The organism is Pseudomonas sp. FJ2-5-13, from assembly GCF_029201605.1.
Classification (GTDB): Bacteria; Pseudomonadota; Gammaproteobacteria; order Pseudomonadales; family Pseudomonadaceae; genus Aquipseudomonas; species Aquipseudomonas lactis.
The window spans coordinates 1,272,849-1,292,476 of the sequence record NZ_CP104045.1; the positions used below are offsets into that span (position 1 = coordinate 1,272,849).

A 19,628-nucleotide genomic window follows, 5' to 3' on the forward strand; every position below is an offset into this window, starting at 1 on the left:
GCAGAGGGGAAACCGCCGGGGCATTTTCGACAGGCAAAAAAAAGCGGCTGCCCATTCGGGGCAGCCGCCTTTTATACCGCCAGTGCTACTTAATCCGGCAGTTTGAACGCCATTACATAATCACCCTGCTTGGTGCCCAGGGAACCGTGACCGCCCGCCATGACCAGCACGTATTGCTTGCCGTCCTTGCCGGTGTAGGTCATCGGGGTGGTTTGCGCGCCTGCAGGCAGGCGGCCTTCCCACAGTTGCTTGCCGTTTTTCACGTCATAGGCACGCAGGTACTGGTCCAGGGTGCCGCTGAGGAACGCGACGCCACCGGCGGTGGTGAATGTACCGCCCAGGCTAGGCACGCCCATGGTCAGTGGGATTGGAACCGGCGAGCTGTCACGCACGGTGCCGTTCTTGTGCATCCAGATGGTCTGGTGGGTGGTCAGGTCGACCGCCGCCACGTAGCCCCAGGCCGGTGCCTGGCACGGCAGGCCCATCGGCGACAGCAACGCTTCAAGGATCACACCATACGGCGCGCCTTTGTTCGGCTGCACGCCTTCGGTTTCGCTGACGCGTGGGCCTTGCTTGGCGATGTCGGCCGCCGGGATCAGCTTGGATTTGAACGCCATGTAGCTTGGGTTCACGAAGGCGATCTGGCGCACTGGGTCAACCGAGATGCCACCCCAGTCGAACACGCCGAAGTTGCCTGGGTACACGATCGAACCTTGCAGTGACGGCGGCGTGAACGGGCCGTCGTAGCGCATGGATTTGAAGTCGATCCGGCACAGCATCTGGTCGAACGGTGTCACGCCCCACATGTCGCGTTCTTTCAACGGCGGCGGCATGAAGTTCAGGTCGGACTTGGGTTGGGTCGGGGAGGTGCGGTCGCCCGCCACTGCGCCCTGTGGCACCGGGATTTCATTGACCGGCACCACGGGCTGGCCAGTGGCACGGTCGAGCACGTAGATGCTGCCTTGCTTGGTCGACGCCATCACGGCCTGCTTCACGCCCGCAGCGGTCTTGATGTCGATCAGCGAAGGCTGGCCGCCCACGTCCATGTCCCACAGGTCGTGGTGGGTGAACTGGAAGGTCCACTTCACGTGGCCGGTGTCGATGTCCAGGGCGGTCAGGCCCGCGGCGTACTTCTCGGAATCATCGGTACGGTCGCCGCCGTACTGGTCGGGCATCTGGTTGCCCATCGGCAGGTAGAGCATGCCGAGTTTTTCATCCACGGCGAACATGGACCACATGTTCGGCGAGTTGCGGGTGTAGGTCTTGCCTTCGGCCAACGGGGTGGTGTCGTCCGGGTTGCCGCTGTCCCAGTTCCACACCAGCTTGCCGGTGTGCACGTCGAACGCGCGGATCACGCCGCTTGGCTCGTCGATGGAAACGTTGTCTGTTACGTGACCGCCGATCACGACCAGGTTCTTGGTCACGGCCGGTGGCGAGGTGGAGTAGTAACCGCCTGGGGCGAAGCTGCCGATGTTGGCACGCAGGTCGACCTGGCCTTTGTCACCGAAGTCTTCGCACATCTTGCCGGTGTCGGCGTTCAGGGCGATCAGACGGGTGTCGGCGGTTGGCACGAAGATGCGTTTCGGGCACGCGTTCGGTGCGGCGGCCGGGCTGGCTGTGCCAGTCGGGCTTTGCTCGGAAGCGTAGGCAGCGTCATCGTGGTACGACACGCCACGGCAGGTCATGTGCGCCCAACCTTTGAAGCTCTCAGCACCCTGGGTGGTGATCTTCGGGTCGAAACGCCAGATTTCCTTGCCGGTGTCCGGGTCCAGGGCAATCACTTGGCTGTGCGGTGTGCACACGTAGAGCATGCCGTTGACTTTCAGCGGGGTGTTTTCCGCGGTGGTTTCACCGGGGTCGCCTGGGCCAGGGATGTCGCCAGTACGATAGGTCCACGCCGGCACCAGTTTGTGGGCGTTTTCCGGGGTGATCTGTGCCAGTGGCGAGTAACGGTCACCGAAGGCCGAACGGCCATAGGAATTCCAGTCGCCATCGGCTTGAGTCGGCGCAGCACTGGCCATGCCCGGTACCGCGTCGCGGTCCAGTTGGCCGGTCTTGACCATTTCACCTGGGTTGGTGAATTGGCTGGCCAGGGCAGTAGCGCCCGCCAGCACCACGGCCACGCTCAGCGCGCCAGTGCCCAGCGGCGCGGCTTGGCCACGCAGCAACGGACGACGAAACCACGGCAGCAGCATGACGATGCCGAGGGCGAACAGCAGGGCCAGGCGCGGTACCAACTGCCACCAGTCCAGGCCGACTTCCCACAGTGCCCACACGGTGCTGGCGAACAACACCAGTGCGTACAAGCCCAGCGCAGCGCGGCGGGTGGCCAGCAGCAACACGCCGGTCAGGGTGATGCCGATACCAGCGAGCAGGTAGTACAGCGACCCGCCGAGCATGCTCAGCTTGACGCCGCCAGCCAGCAAGGCCAGCCCCATGATCAGCAGCAAGACGCCTAGCAGCCTGGGCAGCAGGCGGCTTGGGCTTGAAGCACCATCAGTGCTCATAGTGTGTTTCTCCGTGACGTTGGAATAATTATGTAACCCCGTGCTTCACTGTAGATGACGATTCGGCACGGGCTTGGTTCATCGTTATTTTCGGGTTTTTCTGTGGATAACCGGGTTATCCACAGGCGGGCAACAGATTCCCCAGCGCAGGTCGGTTTAAGACAGCGCTGTCTTTGCGTGAAGGGAAATTCGGCAAATGGGATCGACCCGGAGGTGAAGCGTTTCAGATTGTTGCGAAGGATAATGCGGCGGGGCGTTTTGAGAAAGGGTGAATCGCAAGATGCATCATTTCAGTTTTTGTAACAGTGACAGATAGTCGCTGCAAAAATAGCCTGATGGCAGGCTCTATCTCTGTAGGAGCGAGCTTGCTCGCGAAAAACTCACAGGCGCCGCGTTTATTCAGGAAGCGCGCGTTATCGTTGGCGTTTTTCGCGAGCAAGCTCGCTCCTACAGGGGGGGTGAGGTGACGGTTAGAAAGTGGTGCGGATGCCGAACTGCACACTGCGCCCCGGCGCCGGCGCGATGTCGCGCAGAATCGAGCTGGCATAGCGCACGGTCTGGTTGGTCAGGTTTTCACCGTTGACGAACGCCAGCCACTGGCTGCCGCCCACATTGAAGCGATACCCCGCGCTGGCGCCGAGGGTGGTGTAGCCGTCGGTGCCGCTTTCGTTATCCGGCACACGCCCTTGGCCTGCGGCATGTTCCACGTCGATACGCGCCTGCCAGCGATCCAGTTCCCACAACAGGCCGCTGCTCATGCGCAGGGGCGCAATGCGCGGCAAGGCTTCGCCGGTGTCCAGGTTGGTGGCGCGGGTGTAGTCGCCCGACAGTTCCAGCGCAAACTTGCCGTAGGCGCCTTCGCCGAGCTTCCAGTGATCCTGGGCTTCGAAGCCGGCGAAACGTGCGCGCACGCCAGAATATTCATACTCGGGAATACCGCCCGCGTCCTCTTCGCCTTCATCGTTCAGGGTACGACCCGTGCCCAACAAGCCGATGTAATTGGAGAAGTGGCTATAGAACACGCCGAAGCTGCCCTTGTGGGTGCCGTTGTCAAAGCGCAGGGCCAGGTCGCTGGACACGGCCTTTTCCTTCTTCAGGTTGGCATCGCCCAACTCATAGGTACCGGTAGCGACGTGGGCGCCGTTGGCGTACAGCTCGTAGAAGGTCGGCGCACGTTCGGTGTAGCCCAGGGTGGCGGCCAGGGACCAGATCGGCGTGAGGGTGTACACCGCGCCAGATGACAGGCTGCCGGCGGTGAAGTTACTGCTTTTATCGGCATTGGCAAAGCGCTCGTTGCCTTTGGCGTTCGGGTCGACGCTGGTGTGTTCCAGGCGTGCGCCGAGGCTGAGTTTGAGGCGCTCGGTGGCTTGCATTTCTTCGAGGACAAACAGCGCGCCGGCGTTGGTGTCGGTCTGCGGTACGAAGGCTTCTTCGCCCAAGGCCGAGAACTCGTTGCGGGTCACTTGGGCGCCGACCACGCCATCGAACGGGCCAATCGGCTGGTGACGCGCTTCCACCCGCGCTTCATAGCCTTTGTTCTTGAAGGTGGTGCCGGTTTCGCCGCCTTCGATTTCGCGATGCTCGTAGTCGGTGTAGCCGGCGTCGAGTTTCACCGAGGTAAACGGCCCTTGCAGGTTGCGGAACTCGGATGCAAAGGCGTAGTGGTCCTGTTTCATGCGGATGCGCACATCCTGCTCGGCGGGTGAGCCGTAGTTACTGTCGTAATTGCTATAGGACAGCCCGGCATAACCATCGTCCCAGGTGTAGGAGCCGCCTACCGCACCGCCGTCCTGACGCCCATTGCTGTTGCCCAGGCGCCCGTTTTTGCCGGGGCCGTTCTCGCTCTCCGGGGCATGCCGGCTGCGGGCATAGCCTGGGATTTTCAGGTCGTTGAACTCGCGCGCATTGGCGTCCAGATGCAAGGCGAAGGTGCCGTTGCCGGCTTCCAGCTTGCCTGCGCTGCTGCGGGTGGTGTCGGCGCCGCCGTAGCGCAACTCGCCAGCGCCATGGATGCCCTCGATGGCCTCGGTGGGGATGCGATTGTCGAAGGTATTGACCACCCCACCGATGGCGCTGCCGCCATACAGCAGAGCGGCCGGGCCGCGCACGATTTCAATGCGGTCAACGTTGATCGGGTCCAGCGGCACCGCGTGGTCGTAGGACAGCGACGAGGCGTCCAGCGCGCCCACACCGTTGCGCAGGATACGAATGCGGTCGCCATCCTGGCCACGAATGATCGGGCGGCTGGCCCCTGGGCCAAAGTACGAAGACGACACGCCCGGCTGCTTGTTCAGGGTTTCACCGAGGCTGCCTTTTTGTTGCAGGGTCAGGTCGTCGCCTTCCAGCACGGTGGTGGGCGAGGCCAGCTGTTCGCTGCCCAGCGGATTGCCGGTGACCACTTGGGGTGGCAGTTCCAGGGCATGGGCCTGGGAGCTGATCAACAGGGCGGCGGCGAGGGGCGACAAGCGCCAGAGAGAAGGCAGCGACATCGGATATTCCTAGGCAAAAAGGTTGTTAAGTAAAGTTACAATATAACATCTCTTTTTTGCGAAAAAGGGGAACTTTTCCTCGCGGGCTATATTCAATCCGATGCTTCCACCTGCACGCCCCGTCGGCTAAGGTGCGCGGCTGTGTTTCCTCTTTTTGCAAAAGGCCCGGCATGACCGCGACAAGCAACGACCCGCTCCACGGTGTGACCCTGCAACACGTGCTCACCACCCTGGTGGAACATTACGAGTGGAGCGGCTTGGCCGAGCGCATTGATATCCGCTGCTTCAAGAGCGACCCGAGCATCAAGTCGAGCCTGACTTTCCTGCGCAAAACCCCGTGGGCGCGGGAAAAAGTCGAAGGCTTGTACGTCAAGCTGATGCGTACCAAGCGCCCCCTGGATTGAGTGCATGAAGCGCTTTGTCGCGGCAGCAGCCTTGGCCGGTTGGGTGGGGTTGGCGATCCAGCAATACCTGATTCTCTATTCACGCTGGGCCAGTGGCGCGAGCTTGTTGGGCGGCTTGATCAGTTTCTTCAGCTTCTTCACCGTACTGACCAATACCCTGGTGGTCGTGGTGCTCAGCTACGCGCTGGTCAAGCGCGACTCAGCCGCCAAGCGATTCTTCCTCGCGCCCCGCATCAGTAGCGCGATAGCGGCGAGCATCGTGCTGGTGAGCCTGGCCTACAACCTGCTGCTGCGGCATCTGTGGAGCCCGCAAGGCTTTCAATTTATCGCCGATGAGTTGCTGCACGACGTCATGCCGTTGCTGTTTGTGGTGTATTGGTGGCGGTGTGTGCCCAAGGGCACCTTGCGGTTCAAACACATTGCCGGCTGGGTGATTTACCCATTGGTGTACTTCGGTTATGTGCTGCTGCGCGGGCATATGCTCGGGCAGTATCAGTACCCGTTCATGGATGTGGACAGCCTTGGTTATCCACAGGTGTTCATGAATGCCGGGGGGATTTTGGCAGGGTTTATAGTGATCGCTTTGGCGATGGTGGGGCTGGATAAGCGCCTGAAATCATCCTCGTCTTAAAGTGAGCACCGTCAATGTGGGAGCGGGCTTGCTCGCGAAGGCGGTGGGTCAACCAATACATCTGCTGCCTGACACTCCGTCTTCGCGAGCAAGCCCGCTCCCACAGTATGAGTTGAGTCAGCTCTGTTCTTCCTCGCTGCCCTCTGCACGCCAGTAACCCACGGCCTTGAGGTATTGCTCGTTGACCTTGTGCGTGTCCAGCAGCACCCGCCGTACCTGGCGTGACAGCTTGGTTTCGGTGGCGACGAAGCTGTACAGCGTGCCGCTGGGCAGCGTCAGGTTGCGCACCACGTCGAGCAGGTCATCCTGGCCGCGCAGCACCCAAATCACTTCCACCTCGGCTGCGCTGCTGAGCACCTGCTGTTCCGCCGCATCCGCGATTTCAATCACCGCCAGCACCTTGCGCCCCGCGGGCAGCTCTTCCAGGCGCCGAGCGATGGCCGGGATCGCCGTCTCATCGCCAATCAGCAGGTAGCTGTCGAAGATATCCGGCACGATCATCGAGCCACGTGGCCCGCCTATGTACAGATGCTGGCCGACCTGAACCTGCTCGGCCCAGGTGGAGGCAGGGCCATCGCCGTGCAGCACAAAGTCGATGTCCAACTCGCCAATGCTCAGGTCGTAACGCCGTGGCGTGTAGTCGCGCATCGCCGGTTGCGGGCCGTCGCCCTTGATGCTGAAGCTCGGGCTTTCCAGCGCCGCTTGCTCTTGGGCGTTCTGCGGGAACAACAGCTTGATGTGGTCGTCGCTGCCCAGGCTGACAAACCCCGCGAGCTCAGGGCCGCCCAGGGTGACGCGGCGCATGCGCGGGGTGATATCGACCACCCGCAGTACTTGCAGGCGGCGGCGTTTGATTTCGTGGGTCACGCGATGAATGGTTTGAGTGTTCATTGGTCTGTCCCGTCGGCAATGGCTTGAGCGGTGCGATTGAGCAGCGCCGCGACACGAATGATTTCTTCCGGGCTCCAGTGCCCGTTATGCGAATGCAAGGCGTGGCGCAGGTTGTGCACCGCCTCATGGATCTCGGGTGGGCGGTCGTGGCCGCGCAGCGAGCGCTTGCTGACATCCAGGCGCCTGCGCACACCGTCCAGGGCAACGGCTTGTTCGCTCAAGAAGAGACGACCGGGGTCGGTGATTGTGTAGCGTTTTTTTCCACCATCGGCGTCGCCGCTGATCAGCTCGCTCTCTTCAAGGAAGGTCAGGGTGGGGTAGATCACGCCGGGGCTGGGGCTGTAGGCGCCGTCGAACAGGCCCTCGATGCGGCGGATCAGGTCGTAGCCATGGCAAGGTTGCTCAGCGATCAATGACAACAGCAGCAGCTTCAGGTCGCCAGGGGCGAACACCCGTGGGCCGCGGCCGCCGCGTTTTTCAAACTCGCCGCGATGTTCGTGTTTCATGGGCAGGTCCTCTGTGCAGGTTTAGATATAACGTAAGATATATCTTAATGCTAAGGATAGTGCCTGGCGACCAACGGTCGTTGGCGGCTGCACAGGCTTGGTTCGCAAAGCAACTAACAACTATTGGACCCGATTGGATTTTAGAGCTATAACTTTAATTAGAGTTGTGGGTCGAATTTATATCCGGACTTGTTGTTTGGCAGGCGCTGCTTCGTCTTGTGGTACGCGTCTTACAGCAACTTCTTTAGCGCATTTTTAACGTGTAGCTTATTTCCTACGGATACTTTTAAAGTTTTGGCGAAATGCCATCTTTTTCGCTCAAGCCCTGTTTACAAGGGCTACGTGCGTTTTCGAATGTGCCTGCATACCTGCTTTTAGTTTCGGTTGATCATTGTCTGGCAGTGCGTAGTTCAACTAACCACGCCTGCTAATTCTTTGTTAGGGACCTCCTTGGCAATGAACCACTCACTGTTGTCAACTACAGGTATTGACCATGTTCAAGAAGTTTGCTGTCGCTGTTCCCCTGGCTGTACTCGCGCTGTCTTCCTCGGTAACGGCTATCGCTGCCGGTGAAGCCAGCCACACCGTCAACCTCAAGGCAAACATCCCCACCACCGTGTTCCACGCCCAGCCACGTGACCCGAACTGGGGCCGTGACGAAACCATGACCTACAACCTGGTCAGCGGTGAGTTGGCGCCGCTGAGCGCTATCTACGACGTCAAGAACACCAACGGTTCGGTTGCTGCCTACATCGAAGGTGGCCCGGCTGTACTGTTCAACGGTGATGCCGCGCAGAACATTGCGCTGACCACCACCTTCAATGGCGTGACCCTGACCGGCTCGCCGCAGGAAGTGGTCAACGAAGCCGACTCCACCCCAGGTATTGGCGCGGAAATGCGCATCGTCGCGGCCAAGCCTTCGGCGACTCAACGCGGTTCCTACACCGCGGTGATGCCGGTGGTATTCGACGCGGTATTGCCAACGCCTTGATGCCAATGAATGCCCGTTGAACACGGGCATTTACTTGCAGGTCGGCTGACTTTCCCTCCTCGGTCCGCCGGCCTGATTTTCTCTCCAGTCTTTTGGCATACAGAGTGTTCCGTTCATGTTTCCGATGACGCCTATCGCGGCTGCGCTTGCGCTGTTGATGTGTACGAGTGCCCTGGCCGCACCTGCTGCCTCGGGCGCTTTGACGACGGGCAGCCTGCTGAGCCAGGCCCAAGGCCTGCCGGCTGGTTTTACCGATCACTTTTTCGACGTGCCGCTGGCCGTGCGCATAGACCTTGACCAGCAGTTGCTGGGCGAGGCGCTGATTGTGTTGACCCGGGATGATCGCGTCACCTTGCTCGAATTCACCGACACCGCTGACAGCAAAGTGCCCGCCGCTACCCGCGACACTTGGCAAGCGCTATTGGAAAAAGGCGTGGCGCTGGGCACCTGTACCCAGTCCTGCCCGGAAAAAATGCTCTCGGCGTTCTACAACCTGGAAAACTCCCAGTTGGCGATCATCACCCAGAATGTCGAGCTCAACGACGATGCACCGCGCTTCTACGCGCAACCGGAAGGTGGCAGCCTCGGGCTGATCGTCAACAACCAGCTCAACCTCAACGGTGGTCAGGACAACAAGCTGGGCGGGCGCTACGGGTTGCAAGCCAGTTCCAGCGTCGGCAACTGGAGCCAGGTGTTCAACCTGCAACTGGCGCGACAGAGTGGCGATAACGAACCGATGCGCCACGCGATCCATGAGCTGTACACCCAACGAGAAATGCAAGGGCAGTTTTTCCGCCTGGGCCATTTCACCCCCAATTCCGATGGCCTGACCCGTCAACTGCGCAGCTTCGGCGCCAGCCCCGATACGGCGCTGGGCCTGATGTATGGCAGTTCCGACAGCCTGGCCATCAACAATGCCAAGCCCAGCGTGTACCCGATCTACGTCACCGCCAACCGCCAGGCGGCGGTGGAGATCTACCGCAATGGCCTGTTGATCAATACCCAAGCCGTGGCAGCCGGCCTGCAAACCCTGGACACCCGGCCATTGCCTGGCGGTATCTATGAAGTGGAAGTGCGCCTGGTGGAAGACGGCCTGACCACCAGCACCACCCAGGAGCTGGTGTACAAGCCCAGCAACTGGCGCAACGCCGAAGACCCATGGCGCTACAACCTGTTTGCCGGGCGCGAGACTAAGCTGTTCAGTAACTGGGACGAACAAGCCTCTGGCGCAATGACCGCCGGCGCGTCCATTAACTACCTGCTGCACCCCCGGGTGATCCTCGGCCTGTCGGCGCGCCAGGTGCGTGAACAACTGCAGTACGGCGGTTCGGTGGACTGGACGGTGGCCAACAACACCAGCCTCTACACCAACCTGTATCAAACCCAGGACCACGGCACCGGCATGGACCTGCAAGCGCTCTACACCTTGGGCGCCACCAACCTGGTGTTCAGCCACAACCGCAGTTGGCTCGACACCCGCGACACCTACGAAACCCTGCCGGACGGCACCCGCCTGCGCCGCAATACCTTCGTGGGGGAGGCCAGCAACACGGCGCTGTCGGTCAACCACCGGCTCGATGCGAAAAACACCCTGAACATGCGCCTGTCCCACAGCGAAGGCAATGTCGAGGGCGCTGGTATCGACCTGGGCTGGAGCCGCCACGACAACCTGTTCGGCAGCGATGCCAACTGGCGTTTCTCGGTGTTCGACCGGCCCGGTACCTCGGGTACCAACGACGCGCGCAATCGTGGTGTAGACGTAAGTGTCAGCATGAACCTGGGCCGCGATGGCCGGCAGATCTCCGGCAGCATCGGCACCCGCACCGCCCGTGACGGCGGGCGTGACAACAACGCCTCGGTGACCTTGCGCCAAGACCTTACCGACCACTTCCTGCAAAGCGTCTCGGCCACGGCGATCACCGACACCTATGGCGTCGGCCTGTCGGGCATGGCCAGTTTCAGTACGGACGCGGTCAGCGGTGACGGTTTTGTGCAGCGCAGTTCCTTCAACGGCGACCTCAGCGGCGGCTTGAACCTCAACAGCACCCTGGTGGCCGGGGCCGGCAAGGTATTGCTCAGCAGCCAGTACCAGGGCAACGGCGCCGGCATGATCATCGATGTAGAAACCGACCTCGACGAGATCGCCCTGCGCGCCGACGACATGGGCGGCGGCAGCACCCTGCTGAGGCCTGGGCGCAACTACGTGCCGGTCTCGGCCTACAAGAGCAGCAGTGTGGCGTTCGACTTTGAAGGCAACCACCCACCGGCGGCCAATATCCAGCCGGCACGTTCCAGTTACCACCTGAACAAGGGCGGCGTGGACTATCGCAAGGTCAGCGTGATGAAAACCGTCACCGTGCTGGGCCGATTGCTGGATGAACGCGGCGCACCCTTGCGCGGCCATCACGTGATCAACCATGCCAGCCGCGGGGTCAGCGAAGTGGACGGGTTCTTCTCCATGGAAATGAGTTCCAGCTCACCCACCCTGCAAGTGCGCTACCAGAACCAGTTGCTGTGCCAGTTCCGTCTGGACCCGAGCAACGCACCGAGTGAAAGCGACGTGTTGATGATCGGTGATCTGCGCTGTACGCCGGATACCTTGGCCGAAGCCGCCCACACGTCTGAAACCGCCGGTTGACGGCGGCTTGCACTGGAAACTCTATGACTTTGTTAAGCACGACAAAAAAACTGTTGGGGCCCTGCGCCTTGGCGCTGGCGATGGGAAGTATCAGCCTGCCGGTGCAGGCACTGATGCATAACATCACGGCGGTGTTTCGCCCTGACCCCATGAACCCGATGGTCAATAAATTCATCAACACAACGCCTCAGAGTGGTATTTGCCCGGGGCACATACCCGCTCGGTGTGAAGCGTTGAATATTTTCAGCATTCGTGATCATGCGTTCAGGGTCAATTCGGTAGAGCCCATTGAAGCCAATCATGAGGACCCGCGAAAGGGGGCTTATTTCAAGGTGCCTTCGTCATGGCGCGACTTGCAGGTGACTCATGTCGGGACGGGTCAGGTTGAAACCGTGCAAATGCGCATCGCGGGTATCGGAACACGCTGGGATGTACCTCGTCCGCCTGGGGTCAGCGGCTGGACCAACGCCAGCGCGGCTTGGAATTACTACTGGTACAACGGCGCGCCTCCTTGCCAGGGTATTAACTACCTGGCGGCATCAGTTTCTTACGCATTGTTCTTCTGGATCGTTCCAGAGGGCGCGGGAGCCTGCACGGTGACGCCCGGTACTACTTTCCCCTGGATGATCTATAGCCACCTGGAGTACGCCTATGAACTCAAAACGCCTAATCCATTGGGTATGTCGAGCGGTGAGTACCGGGGCTCACTGACCTACAGCATCGGGCCAGGCGGTGATTTCGATTTGGGTGATGTGATGGTGGCGTCCACTGACAACGCAATCACCTTGAATTTCAGCCTGTCGGTCGAGCACGCCCTCAAAGTAGACCTGCCGCCCGGAGGCAATCGCATTGAGCTGCTGCCCGAAGGCGGCTGGCAAGCCTGGCTCAATCGTGGCCGGCAGCCGTCGAAACTGTTCCGTGACCAGACCTTCGTCATCTCCTCCAGTGGGCGTTTCAAGATGCAACTGGAATGCAGCCTGGCCATCGGCAACACCTGCGGCCTGCGTAATGACGCAGGGGATGAGGTGCCGCTGCAGGTCGGCGTGACCCTGCCTTTCGGCCTGCGTGATCAGTACGGCCAGGCGGTGGACAAGCTGCCCCTGCGCCTGGACGGCAGCGGCTCCGAGCTGTTCCAGCCCGGCCACTACGTTAATAACCGCCCGGCCAGCCTGCACTTTGCCGTGGAGCGCGACGACGTCAAGGAGATGCTCAAACACCCGGGCAGCACCTACAACGGCGTGGTCACCGTGATCTGGGATTCGGAAGTCTAGGCGGGCACTTACCGCATATCAGCCCCTGGGCTGGGTTCAATCATTGAGGCGTAATCAAACATGAAACATGCAGTGTTATCGGTCGGGCTGTTGCTGCTGTCGTTGACCGCTCAGGCGGGGCCGGCAATCAATGTCGGCGTGGTGTATGACTACCTGGAAGGTGATCGCAGTTCCTACCTCAAGCGTGTCTACAACGGTGGCACCAGCACCGCGTTTATCAAGGTCAATGTGCTGGAGATCGTCTACAACGCCGATGGCACGTCCCAAGAAGTCCCCGTTGCCTCGATGACCGACGCCAAGGGCGCCGCCACCAACCGCGACGGCCTGATGGCCAGCCCGGCGCGGCTGATCGTGCCGGCGGGCGGGCGCCAAGGCACACGGTTGCTGTACATGGGCCAGCGCGACAAGGAGCGTTATTTCCGCGTGCGCTTCATCCCGGTGGTGCCGGAAAAAGAAGACGACTTTGCCGTGACCGACGAAGAACGGGCCGATTACAAGGACGCGCTGGCGGCCGGGGTCAACGTCATGGCCGGTTACGGCACGGTGTTCTTCGTACGCCCACAGAACACCCGTTTCGACACGCAGATCAGCCAGACCACCAGCCAGTACACCTTGCGCAATGCCGGCAACAGCGTGGTGGTGCTCGATGAGTTCCGGGACTGTTCGGTGGCGAAGAAAACCGACTGTGAAGCCACCACCAAGCACCACATCCTGCCCGGCCGTCAGCTGGTGTTCGAGAAAAAGCCCGAGCGCCAGTTCAGTTTCCAACTGATCGAAGGCCGCGACAAAAAACCGATGACGGTCAACAGCAACGGGTGATGACAATGTTCAAGCAACTGACGGCACTGGCGGTACTGATGACCCCTGTGTTCCTGGGCGAGCCGGCGCAGGCGTTCCAGGAACGCCACAGCTTCGATGTGTCGGTGACCATCCCGATCGAAGAGGCCTATGTGCTGCCTTCCGAGCCGGACTGGATGGGCCATGACCAGGTTTTGGCCTGGGACTTGGCGACGGCGCGTCTGGGCCGCCTGCGCAAGAATTTCGACGTCAAGAACATCAATGGCGGCGTGACCGCGCGCCTGGGCGACACGCCGTATTTGCTGAGTGGGCGCAACCGTATCGACTTGCAGGTGCTGTTCAATCGGGTGCCGTTGACGTTGGACTCGACCCAGGTACTCAACGCCGACGAGGCGCGCGCGGGCCGGCGCGCCGAACTGGAGATCTCTGCCATTGAGCCGCAGGACGGTTACAAGGGTGGGGATTATTACGGCACGGTGCACTTGATGTTCGATTTCCCCGCGCCGTGAGCTCGGTGTGTGAAACCCACAGCGCCGCAGATTCGGAGTGTTTATGCAGTTGATCACCGCAACCAAAAAATGGCTGGGGCCTTGGGCTTTGGCGCTAGGCGTCGGGTGGGCGAGCCTGCCCGTGCAGGCGCTGGAACAAAATATCTCGGCGGTGTTTCGCCCGGACCCGACCAACCCCATGGTCAATAAATTCCAGAACACCACACCCCACAGTGGCATCTGCGCCTGGCACGTGCCGGCGCTTTGCGAGTCACTCAACACCTTCAGTATTCGTACCGACGAATTGGTGTTCAACTCGATCGCGCAAATCGAGGCGGACCATGAAGACCCGCGCAAGGGCGCGTATTTCAAAGTACCGTCCTCCTGGCGCGATGTGCAGGTGACCCATATCGCCACGGGTCAGGTTGAAACGGTAGAGATGCGCATCGCCGGTATCGGCGGTAGATGGGGCCTGGGCGGGGGCGCCAGGGTGACTGTGTGGAGCGCCCCAGGAAGGCACTGGGCGGATCCTTGGCGTTACGGCGTGGATTCTTGTCGAGGCGTCAACTACTACACGTCGTCCGGCACTTACTTGCTGTACTTCTGGATCGTCCCGGAAAACGGAGGAGCCTGCAGTGTGGTCCCCAGCGCGCCTATTCCGCAAATGTGGTACCAGCCGGTGGAGTATGGCTATGAACTCAGAACCCCTAATCCGTTGGGTATGGCCAGTGGTGAATACCGCGGCTCGTTGTCCTACAGCATCGGGCCCGGTAGGGATTTTGATTTTGGCGATGTGATGATACCCAACGACAACGTGTTGACCTTCAACTTCAATCTGTCCGTAGAGCACGCCCTCAAAGTGGACCTGCCCCCCGGAGGCAACCGCATCGAGCTGCTGCCCGAAGGCGGCTGGCAAGCCTGGCTCAATCGTGGGCGGCAACCGGCGCGGCTGTTCCGTGACCAGACTTTCGTGATCTCTTCCAGCGGGCGTTTCAAGATGCAGCTCGAATGCAGCCTGGCCATCGGCAACACCTGCGGGCTGCGCAACGGAGCGGGCGACGAGGTGCCGCTGCAGGTCGGGGTGACCTTGCCTTATGGCTTGCAAGACCAGTACGGCCAAGCCGTGAACAAGCTGCCCTTGCGCCTGGACGGCAGCGGCACCGAGCTGTTCCAACCCGGCTATTACGTCAACAACCGCCCCGCGAGCCTGCACTTTGCCGTGGAGCGAGAGGATGTGAAGGAAATGCTCAAGCAGCCCGGTAGCACCTACACGGGCGTGGTGACGGTGATCTGGGATTCCGAGGTTTAGATTACAAAATTGCAGTGGCTGATCCATTGCTTTCGCGGGCAAGCCCGCTCCCACATTGGTTTTGTGTCGTGCCTAAGATTGGCGGCGCACACGGTCCCTGTGGGAGCGGGCTTGCCCGCGAAAGCGGTCGCCCGGCCAATCACTGACTTGACTGACACATCATCCCACCCGACCCTTGCAGATAAGGCATCAACAACGGCGCCATGCCCTTGAGCACTTGCACCGGCAACGCCGAGGTGAACTTGAAACCTTGCGCCGAACTGCCAGGCACAAAAGCGGTGAGCGTGCCGAAGTGGTGGTCGCCGATAAAAAACACAAACGTGGCGGTGCGGTTGATCGACTTGGAACTGATCAAGCGCCCGCCCGCGCCCATTGCCTGGATGCGGTTATCGCCCGTGCCGGTCTTGCCGCCCATGGCCATTGGCGTGCCGTCGGCCTGGGTGAAACTGCCCGACAAGCGCTTGGCCGTGCCAGCGTCCACCACCCGTGACAACGCCCCGCGCAAGGCACTGGCGACTTCGGACGGCATCACCCGTTTGCCGGGGTCGGGTGTGTTGACCACGCGGGTCTCGTAAGGGGTGCCGGCGGCAAAATGCAGGCTGTCGATGCGCAGCACTTTGCCGCGCACTCCGTCGTTAAGGATGATGCCCATCAGTTCGGCAAGCGCGGCGGGGCGGTCTCCCGAGCTGCCAATGGCGGTGGCCAGTGACGGCACCAGATGATCGAAAGGGTACCCCACCGCTTGCCAGCGCTGATGAATATCCAGGAATGCTTCGACTTCCAGCATGGTGCGGATCCGGCTGTCACGCGCGCCTTGATGACGGCTCTTGAACAGCCAGCTATACACCTCCTGGCGCTCGAACTGGCTGGCCTTGACCACTTCGGTGAAGGTGGCCTGCGGGTGGTTGAGCAGGTAACCGAGCAACCACAGGTCCAGGGGGTGGACCTTGGCGATATAGCCCTGGTCGGGCAGGTCGTAGGTGCCGGGGCCGTAATCCTTGTACAGGCGTTGCAGGCGCTCGTCGCTGAGGGCACCGTTGGTTTTTACGCCGGTCAGGTGGGAGCGCACGAAGCGGTTGAAGGTGTCCGGGTTTGCTTCAGGAAACAGGTAGCGATGCACGGCCGCCAAGCGGATCGCGGTGGGATGCAGGCTGTCGAGGAAGGTTTCCAGGCGCGCCTGGGTGTCTTTTTTCTGGTACTTCTTCCAGAACTTGAGCAGGAAGGTGGTGCCTTCGCGGTCGGCGAATCGGGCCAGGTATTCCTGGCGGCGTGGGTCGCCATCATCCTTGAGCAATTGCGCGCTGTTGTTGGCGCCCGCGTAGGTGACGTAGCGCGTCAGGTCGCGCATGAGGCGAATGAACGGCAGGTTGATCGACTCGCGCAGCGCGTCACGCAATGTGGGGCTGCGGCCGTTGTCTTCGTTGCGAAAGTTGTGAAAGTAATGCATCCCGCCACCCGTGAAAAAACCTTCGTTGGGGCTGGCTGAATAGGTGCGGTCCAGGGCCGCCTCTAGCATGGCTGCCAGGGATTTATCCGGGGCCTGCAGCAAGTAATCGATGGCCCAGCGACTGAGCCGGTCCTGCTCGGCGATGTCGGCTTTTTTCAACGCCGCCGGGGTTTGGGTGGCATAGCGATCATGCAGTTCGCTGATGATTTGCAGATAGGTGGTGAGCACCCGCAACTTGGCGGTGGAGCCCAGTTCCAGCTTGCTGCCTTCGTTGATATCGAAGGGCTGGTCGGTGTTGTCGGTTTGCACCCGCACCCGTGAGCCGTCGGCGGTGCGTTCGAACAGCGTAAAGCTGTAGCGCACTTGCGGCGTGCTGGCAGGCGTCAGCAGGCGTTCGCCGAGCAGGCCGATGTTGCCCGCGAATACCGGGTCGGCCAGTTGCTTGAGGTAGGCGGTGACCTGGGTTTGCAGCTCGGCCTGCAAGGTGCTGGTGGCTGCGAGGTCAAGGCGGTCGAGGTCGTACAGGGGCCGGTTGAGCAGGGCCGCCAGGCGGCTGCGGGCCACGCTCACGCCCTTGTTGCTGTCGATCGGTTGCAGTGTGGGCTGTTGCAGCCAGTCGCGATAAGTGACGCGCGCGGCCAGGGCGGCCTTGAGCAGCGGCGGGTCGATCACCGCGTTCTGCGCCAGCAGCCGCAGGTGGCTGTCGGTAAGTTGCTTGAGCTCGTCGCGACCGTTGGCCAGGTAATGGGAAGGGCGGCGCTGGGCGATCATCAACGACAACACTTCACGCAATGCCAAGCCCCGTGCCGCCAGGCTGGCGGGTGTAGTGGCGGTGTCCTGAAGCGCGCGGTTGACCTGGGCGAAATCGGCGCCGTACCACACCCGCAACCCTTCGGCCATGCCATGCACTTCGCCATGGCCCGGCACGGCCGACAGAGGCACGCTGTTGAGGTAATCGCGCACTATGTTGCGCCGCGCCGCAAGCGTATCGGGGCCATGCTGGTAAGCGCGCACGCTGGCGGAGAGCATCTGGCGGATTTTTTCGCTGCCCGACAGGGTCAGGCCATCGGGCGAGTGGCGATACTTTTCCAGCTGAGTGGCCAGGGTGCTACCGCCCGCCGCCTGCCCTGGCAGGTGCAACTGGCGCGCCACCTGCGACCACGCCGCCTTGGCAAAGCGCGGCCAGTCCACGGCCGGGTTGGCTTGCGCGGGCTCGGGATCGAGCAGTGCACGGTTTTCGATAAACAGCAGGCTGTGGATCATCAGCGGCGGAATGTCATCGAAGCGGGCGTACAGTTGGGTCGGGTAATTGAATTGATACAGCGGTGCTGCGCGGCAATCGGTGAGGGTTAAGCCGGCCTGGATTTTCTCGGCGTAGGGGATAAACAGGCCGTGACGGCTGTAGTCCATCAACGCCTCGGAAAAGCGTGCCTGGGACTCGATCATGTAGCTGCGCTTGAGCAAACGCGGCAGGAACTCGCCCAGTGCGCTGTAGCCCAGGCGCTGATCGAAGGGGCCTGCGCCTGGGTACACGATTGCATCGCTGGCGCCGGGGGCCACCTGGTAGGTCAGCTTCGCCGCCCATTCGCTGAATACGCGGGCCTGCCAGCGTGAGGTCTGCACCTCCCGATGCACGGCGAAAGCCAGGGCGATCAAGGCCATCAACACAATCAGCCAGCCCACGCGACGCCAGGGTCTGTTTTTTTTCGGCAAAGGCGCTGGTGACGGGCTGTCGGGGTCGAGGTCAGCCTGGGTGGCATTGGTGTGCTGCAGAGCGCCCATAGTCGATTGATCCATTCCTACAGATTGATCGGACTTGTCTGAAGCGTAGACGCAGTTTGCCTGCGTCACGAGGTTTGTCGGGCAGAGGATTTTTCTGTGGGAGCTGGCTTGCCTGCGAAGGCGGCCTGGCAGTCGACACTCATCTACCTGCCGCCCCGCGATCAAGTTGTGGGAGCTGGCTTGCCTGCGATAGCGGCCTGACAGTCGACACTCATCTACCTGCCGCCCCGCGATCAAGTTGTGGGAGCTGGCTTGCCTGCGAAGGCGGCCTGGCAGTCGACACTCATCTACCTGCCGCCCCGCGATCAAACTGTGGGAGCTGGCTTGCCTGCGATAGCGGCCTGACAGCCAACGCTTATCTACCAGACGCCCCGCGATCCAACTGTGGGAGCGGGCTTGCTCGCGAAGGCGGCCTGACAGGCGACACAGATACCGAGTACATATCCATTCCTGCCGTAACGGCCACTTAGGGTTCCGCCCTGACGGCGGCTCACTTTTGAACAGCGCAAAAGTAAGCAAAACGCTCTTGCCCCACCACTCGGCACCTCGCTTGGGCTCGGTGTGCCCGTAATCCGCCAGTGATTTGGGGGGCCGCCGCCACGCGCCATCCATGGCGCGGGGCGGCTAAACCGGCATCCCTGCCGGTTTACCCCCCAAATCACTGTCGAATTCCGGCCAGCGTGGTTTGACGGGGCGCCTGAGATCAAGATCAAGAGCAGATCAAGAGCGACTCGCTTCGCATCGTGGTTAGCGTTGTGTAGATACCTATGGCTATCGCTAGCAAGCCCACAGTGGTCGTGTACAGCCCACAAAATTAGCGCCTGGCACATCTCCCGTAGAGCTAACTGTTTACAGCCACCGGTCCTGCGCCAGCCAGTAGCGTCTGCGATTTAATCGCATATCGAGCCCCTCATGACCCGCTCCGAGACCTACTTGGACTCACCCTGCCAAACCACCCTCGAGCAAATCGAAACCCTGTTTCGCGAGCCGCCCTCATTGCGAGTGGTTGCGCAAGACAGCGCCCAGGGTTATTTGGACCAGTACCTGGGTACCGGCATATGGCGAGCCGGCCTGATCTACATCGGCACTCCCAACGACAGCGACGGCACGCTGGCTTACCAATCTCTGGCCGAGGTGGAAGCGCAGGCGTTCGCGCGCATCCGCACCGGCCAGACCGGGCGCGTGCGACAAACCCTGGAAATCGAGCGCGCGAGCATTTCCCGACGCCTGGCCCGGCGCCTGTTTTTCAGCGTGGACTGAGGCGCGCTGGATAAGCCTGGCTTTTTAAAGTTATGTAATACTCTGCGCCGTTTTGCCCTGGCAGGGCCGGTCTAGACAGCGGGAAGCCCATCCGTCGAAGCCGATTTTTCCGGGGCTTATCGCCAAATTTTGCCGTTTATTGAGTGAAAAGCCCTATCGGTAGCTTTTTATACTGCACGCCCCGCTGTCCTGGCCGCGCATTTGCGCCAGGCGGGT

15 protein-coding genes are annotated in these 19,628 nt (G+C 61.2%); 9 read left to right on the top strand and 6 right to left on the bottom strand.

The window, feature by feature from the left end; translation table 11 throughout:
- Positions 1-89 precede the first annotated feature (89 nt).
- The 3 genes from N2A98_RS05660 to N2A98_RS05670 all read right to left on the bottom strand — a co-directional run bounded on the left by N2A98_RS05660 (position 90) and on the right by N2A98_RS05670 (position 4,996).
- Positions 90-2,507 (bottom strand): glucose/quinate/shikimate family membrane-bound PQQ-dependent dehydrogenase, encoded by a 2,418-nt coding sequence (locus N2A98_RS05660; protein WP_044272077.1) that lies wholly within the window; start codon positions 2,505-2,507, stop codon positions 90-92.
- Positions 2,508-2,730: 223 nt separating this feature from the next.
- Positions 2,731-2,946, bottom strand: a complete 216-nt coding sequence (locus N2A98_RS05665; protein WP_034127998.1) for a hypothetical protein — start codon at positions 2,944-2,946, stop codon at positions 2,731-2,733.
- Between the two features lie 31 nt (positions 2,947-2,977).
- The gene (locus N2A98_RS05670; RefSeq protein ID WP_044272079.1) at positions 2,978-4,996 is read right to left on the bottom strand and encodes a TonB-dependent receptor; all 2,019 of its coding nucleotides are present in this window, start codon (positions 4,994-4,996) and stop codon (positions 2,978-2,980) included.
- A gap of 170 nt (positions 4,997-5,166) precedes the next feature.
- Between N2A98_RS05670 and N2A98_RS05675 the strand changes: the two genes are divergently transcribed.
- On the top strand, positions 5,167-5,400 hold the full coding sequence (locus tag N2A98_RS05675) for a VF530 family protein (protein ID WP_003188882.1): 234 nt from the start codon (positions 5,167-5,169) through the stop codon (positions 5,398-5,400).
- A gap of 4 nt (positions 5,401-5,404) precedes the next feature.
- The gene (locus tag N2A98_RS05680; RefSeq protein ID WP_078466742.1) at positions 5,405-6,031 is read left to right on the top strand and encodes a Pr6Pr family membrane protein; all 627 of its coding nucleotides are present in this window, start codon (positions 5,405-5,407) and stop codon (positions 6,029-6,031) included.
- 117 nt (positions 6,032-6,148) lie between these two features.
- Here the strand turns inward: N2A98_RS05680 and N2A98_RS05685 are convergent, their stop codons facing one another.
- Complete coding sequence (locus N2A98_RS05685) at positions 6,149-6,922, bottom strand: siderophore-interacting protein (protein ID WP_275623131.1); 774 nt, start codon at positions 6,920-6,922, stop codon at positions 6,149-6,151.
- Positions 6,919-7,428, bottom strand: a complete 510-nt coding sequence (locus tag N2A98_RS05690; RefSeq protein ID WP_044272085.1) for a PadR family transcriptional regulator — start codon at positions 7,426-7,428, stop codon at positions 6,919-6,921. The genes N2A98_RS05685 and N2A98_RS05690 overlap by 4 nt, the downstream gene beginning before the upstream one ends.
- 493 nt (positions 7,429-7,921) lie before the next feature.
- Here N2A98_RS05690 and N2A98_RS05695 point away from each other — a divergent pair, with 493 nt between their 5' ends.
- The 6 genes from N2A98_RS05695 to N2A98_RS05720 all read left to right on the top strand — a co-directional run bounded on the left by N2A98_RS05695 (position 7,922) and on the right by N2A98_RS05720 (position 14,923).
- The gene (locus N2A98_RS05695) at positions 7,922-8,419 is read left to right on the top strand and encodes a CS1 type fimbrial major subunit (protein WP_044272087.1); all 498 of its coding nucleotides are present in this window, start codon (positions 7,922-7,924) and stop codon (positions 8,417-8,419) included.
- A 115-nt stretch (positions 8,420-8,534) separates the two neighbouring features.
- Positions 8,535-11,057, top strand: a complete 2,523-nt coding sequence (locus N2A98_RS05700; protein WP_275623132.1) for a CS1-pili formation C-terminal domain-containing protein — start codon at positions 8,535-8,537, stop codon at positions 11,055-11,057.
- A 23-nt stretch (positions 11,058-11,080) separates the two neighbouring features.
- On the top strand, positions 11,081-12,328 hold the full coding sequence (locus N2A98_RS05705; RefSeq protein WP_275623133.1) for a hypothetical protein: 1,248 nt from the start codon (positions 11,081-11,083) through the stop codon (positions 12,326-12,328).
- 60 nt (positions 12,329-12,388) lie between these two features.
- Entirely contained in the window at positions 12,389-13,147 is a 759-nt protein-coding gene (locus N2A98_RS05710) for a pilus assembly protein (RefSeq protein ID WP_044272090.1), read from the top strand.
- 5 nt (positions 13,148-13,152) lie between these two features.
- Complete coding sequence (locus tag N2A98_RS05715) at positions 13,153-13,635, top strand: CS1 type fimbrial major subunit (protein WP_275623134.1); 483 nt, start codon at positions 13,153-13,155, stop codon at positions 13,633-13,635.
- A gap of 43 nt (positions 13,636-13,678) precedes the next feature.
- The gene (locus N2A98_RS05720; protein ID WP_078466738.1) at positions 13,679-14,923 is read left to right on the top strand and encodes a hypothetical protein; all 1,245 of its coding nucleotides are present in this window, start codon (positions 13,679-13,681) and stop codon (positions 14,921-14,923) included.
- 139 nt (positions 14,924-15,062) lie between these two features.
- Here N2A98_RS05720 and N2A98_RS05725 read toward each other — a convergent pair whose 3' ends face one another.
- The gene (locus N2A98_RS05725; protein WP_275623135.1) at positions 15,063-18,152 is read right to left on the bottom strand and encodes a transglycosylase domain-containing protein; all 3,090 of its coding nucleotides are present in this window, start codon (positions 18,150-18,152) and stop codon (positions 15,063-15,065) included.
- A 912-nt stretch (positions 18,153-19,064) separates the two neighbouring features.
- On the opposite strand from N2A98_RS05725, the gene N2A98_RS05730 reads away from it, so the two are divergent.
- Complete coding sequence (locus tag N2A98_RS05730) at positions 19,065-19,412, top strand: hypothetical protein (RefSeq protein WP_078802555.1); 348 nt, start codon at positions 19,065-19,067, stop codon at positions 19,410-19,412.
- Positions 19,413-19,628 lie beyond the last annotated feature (216 nt).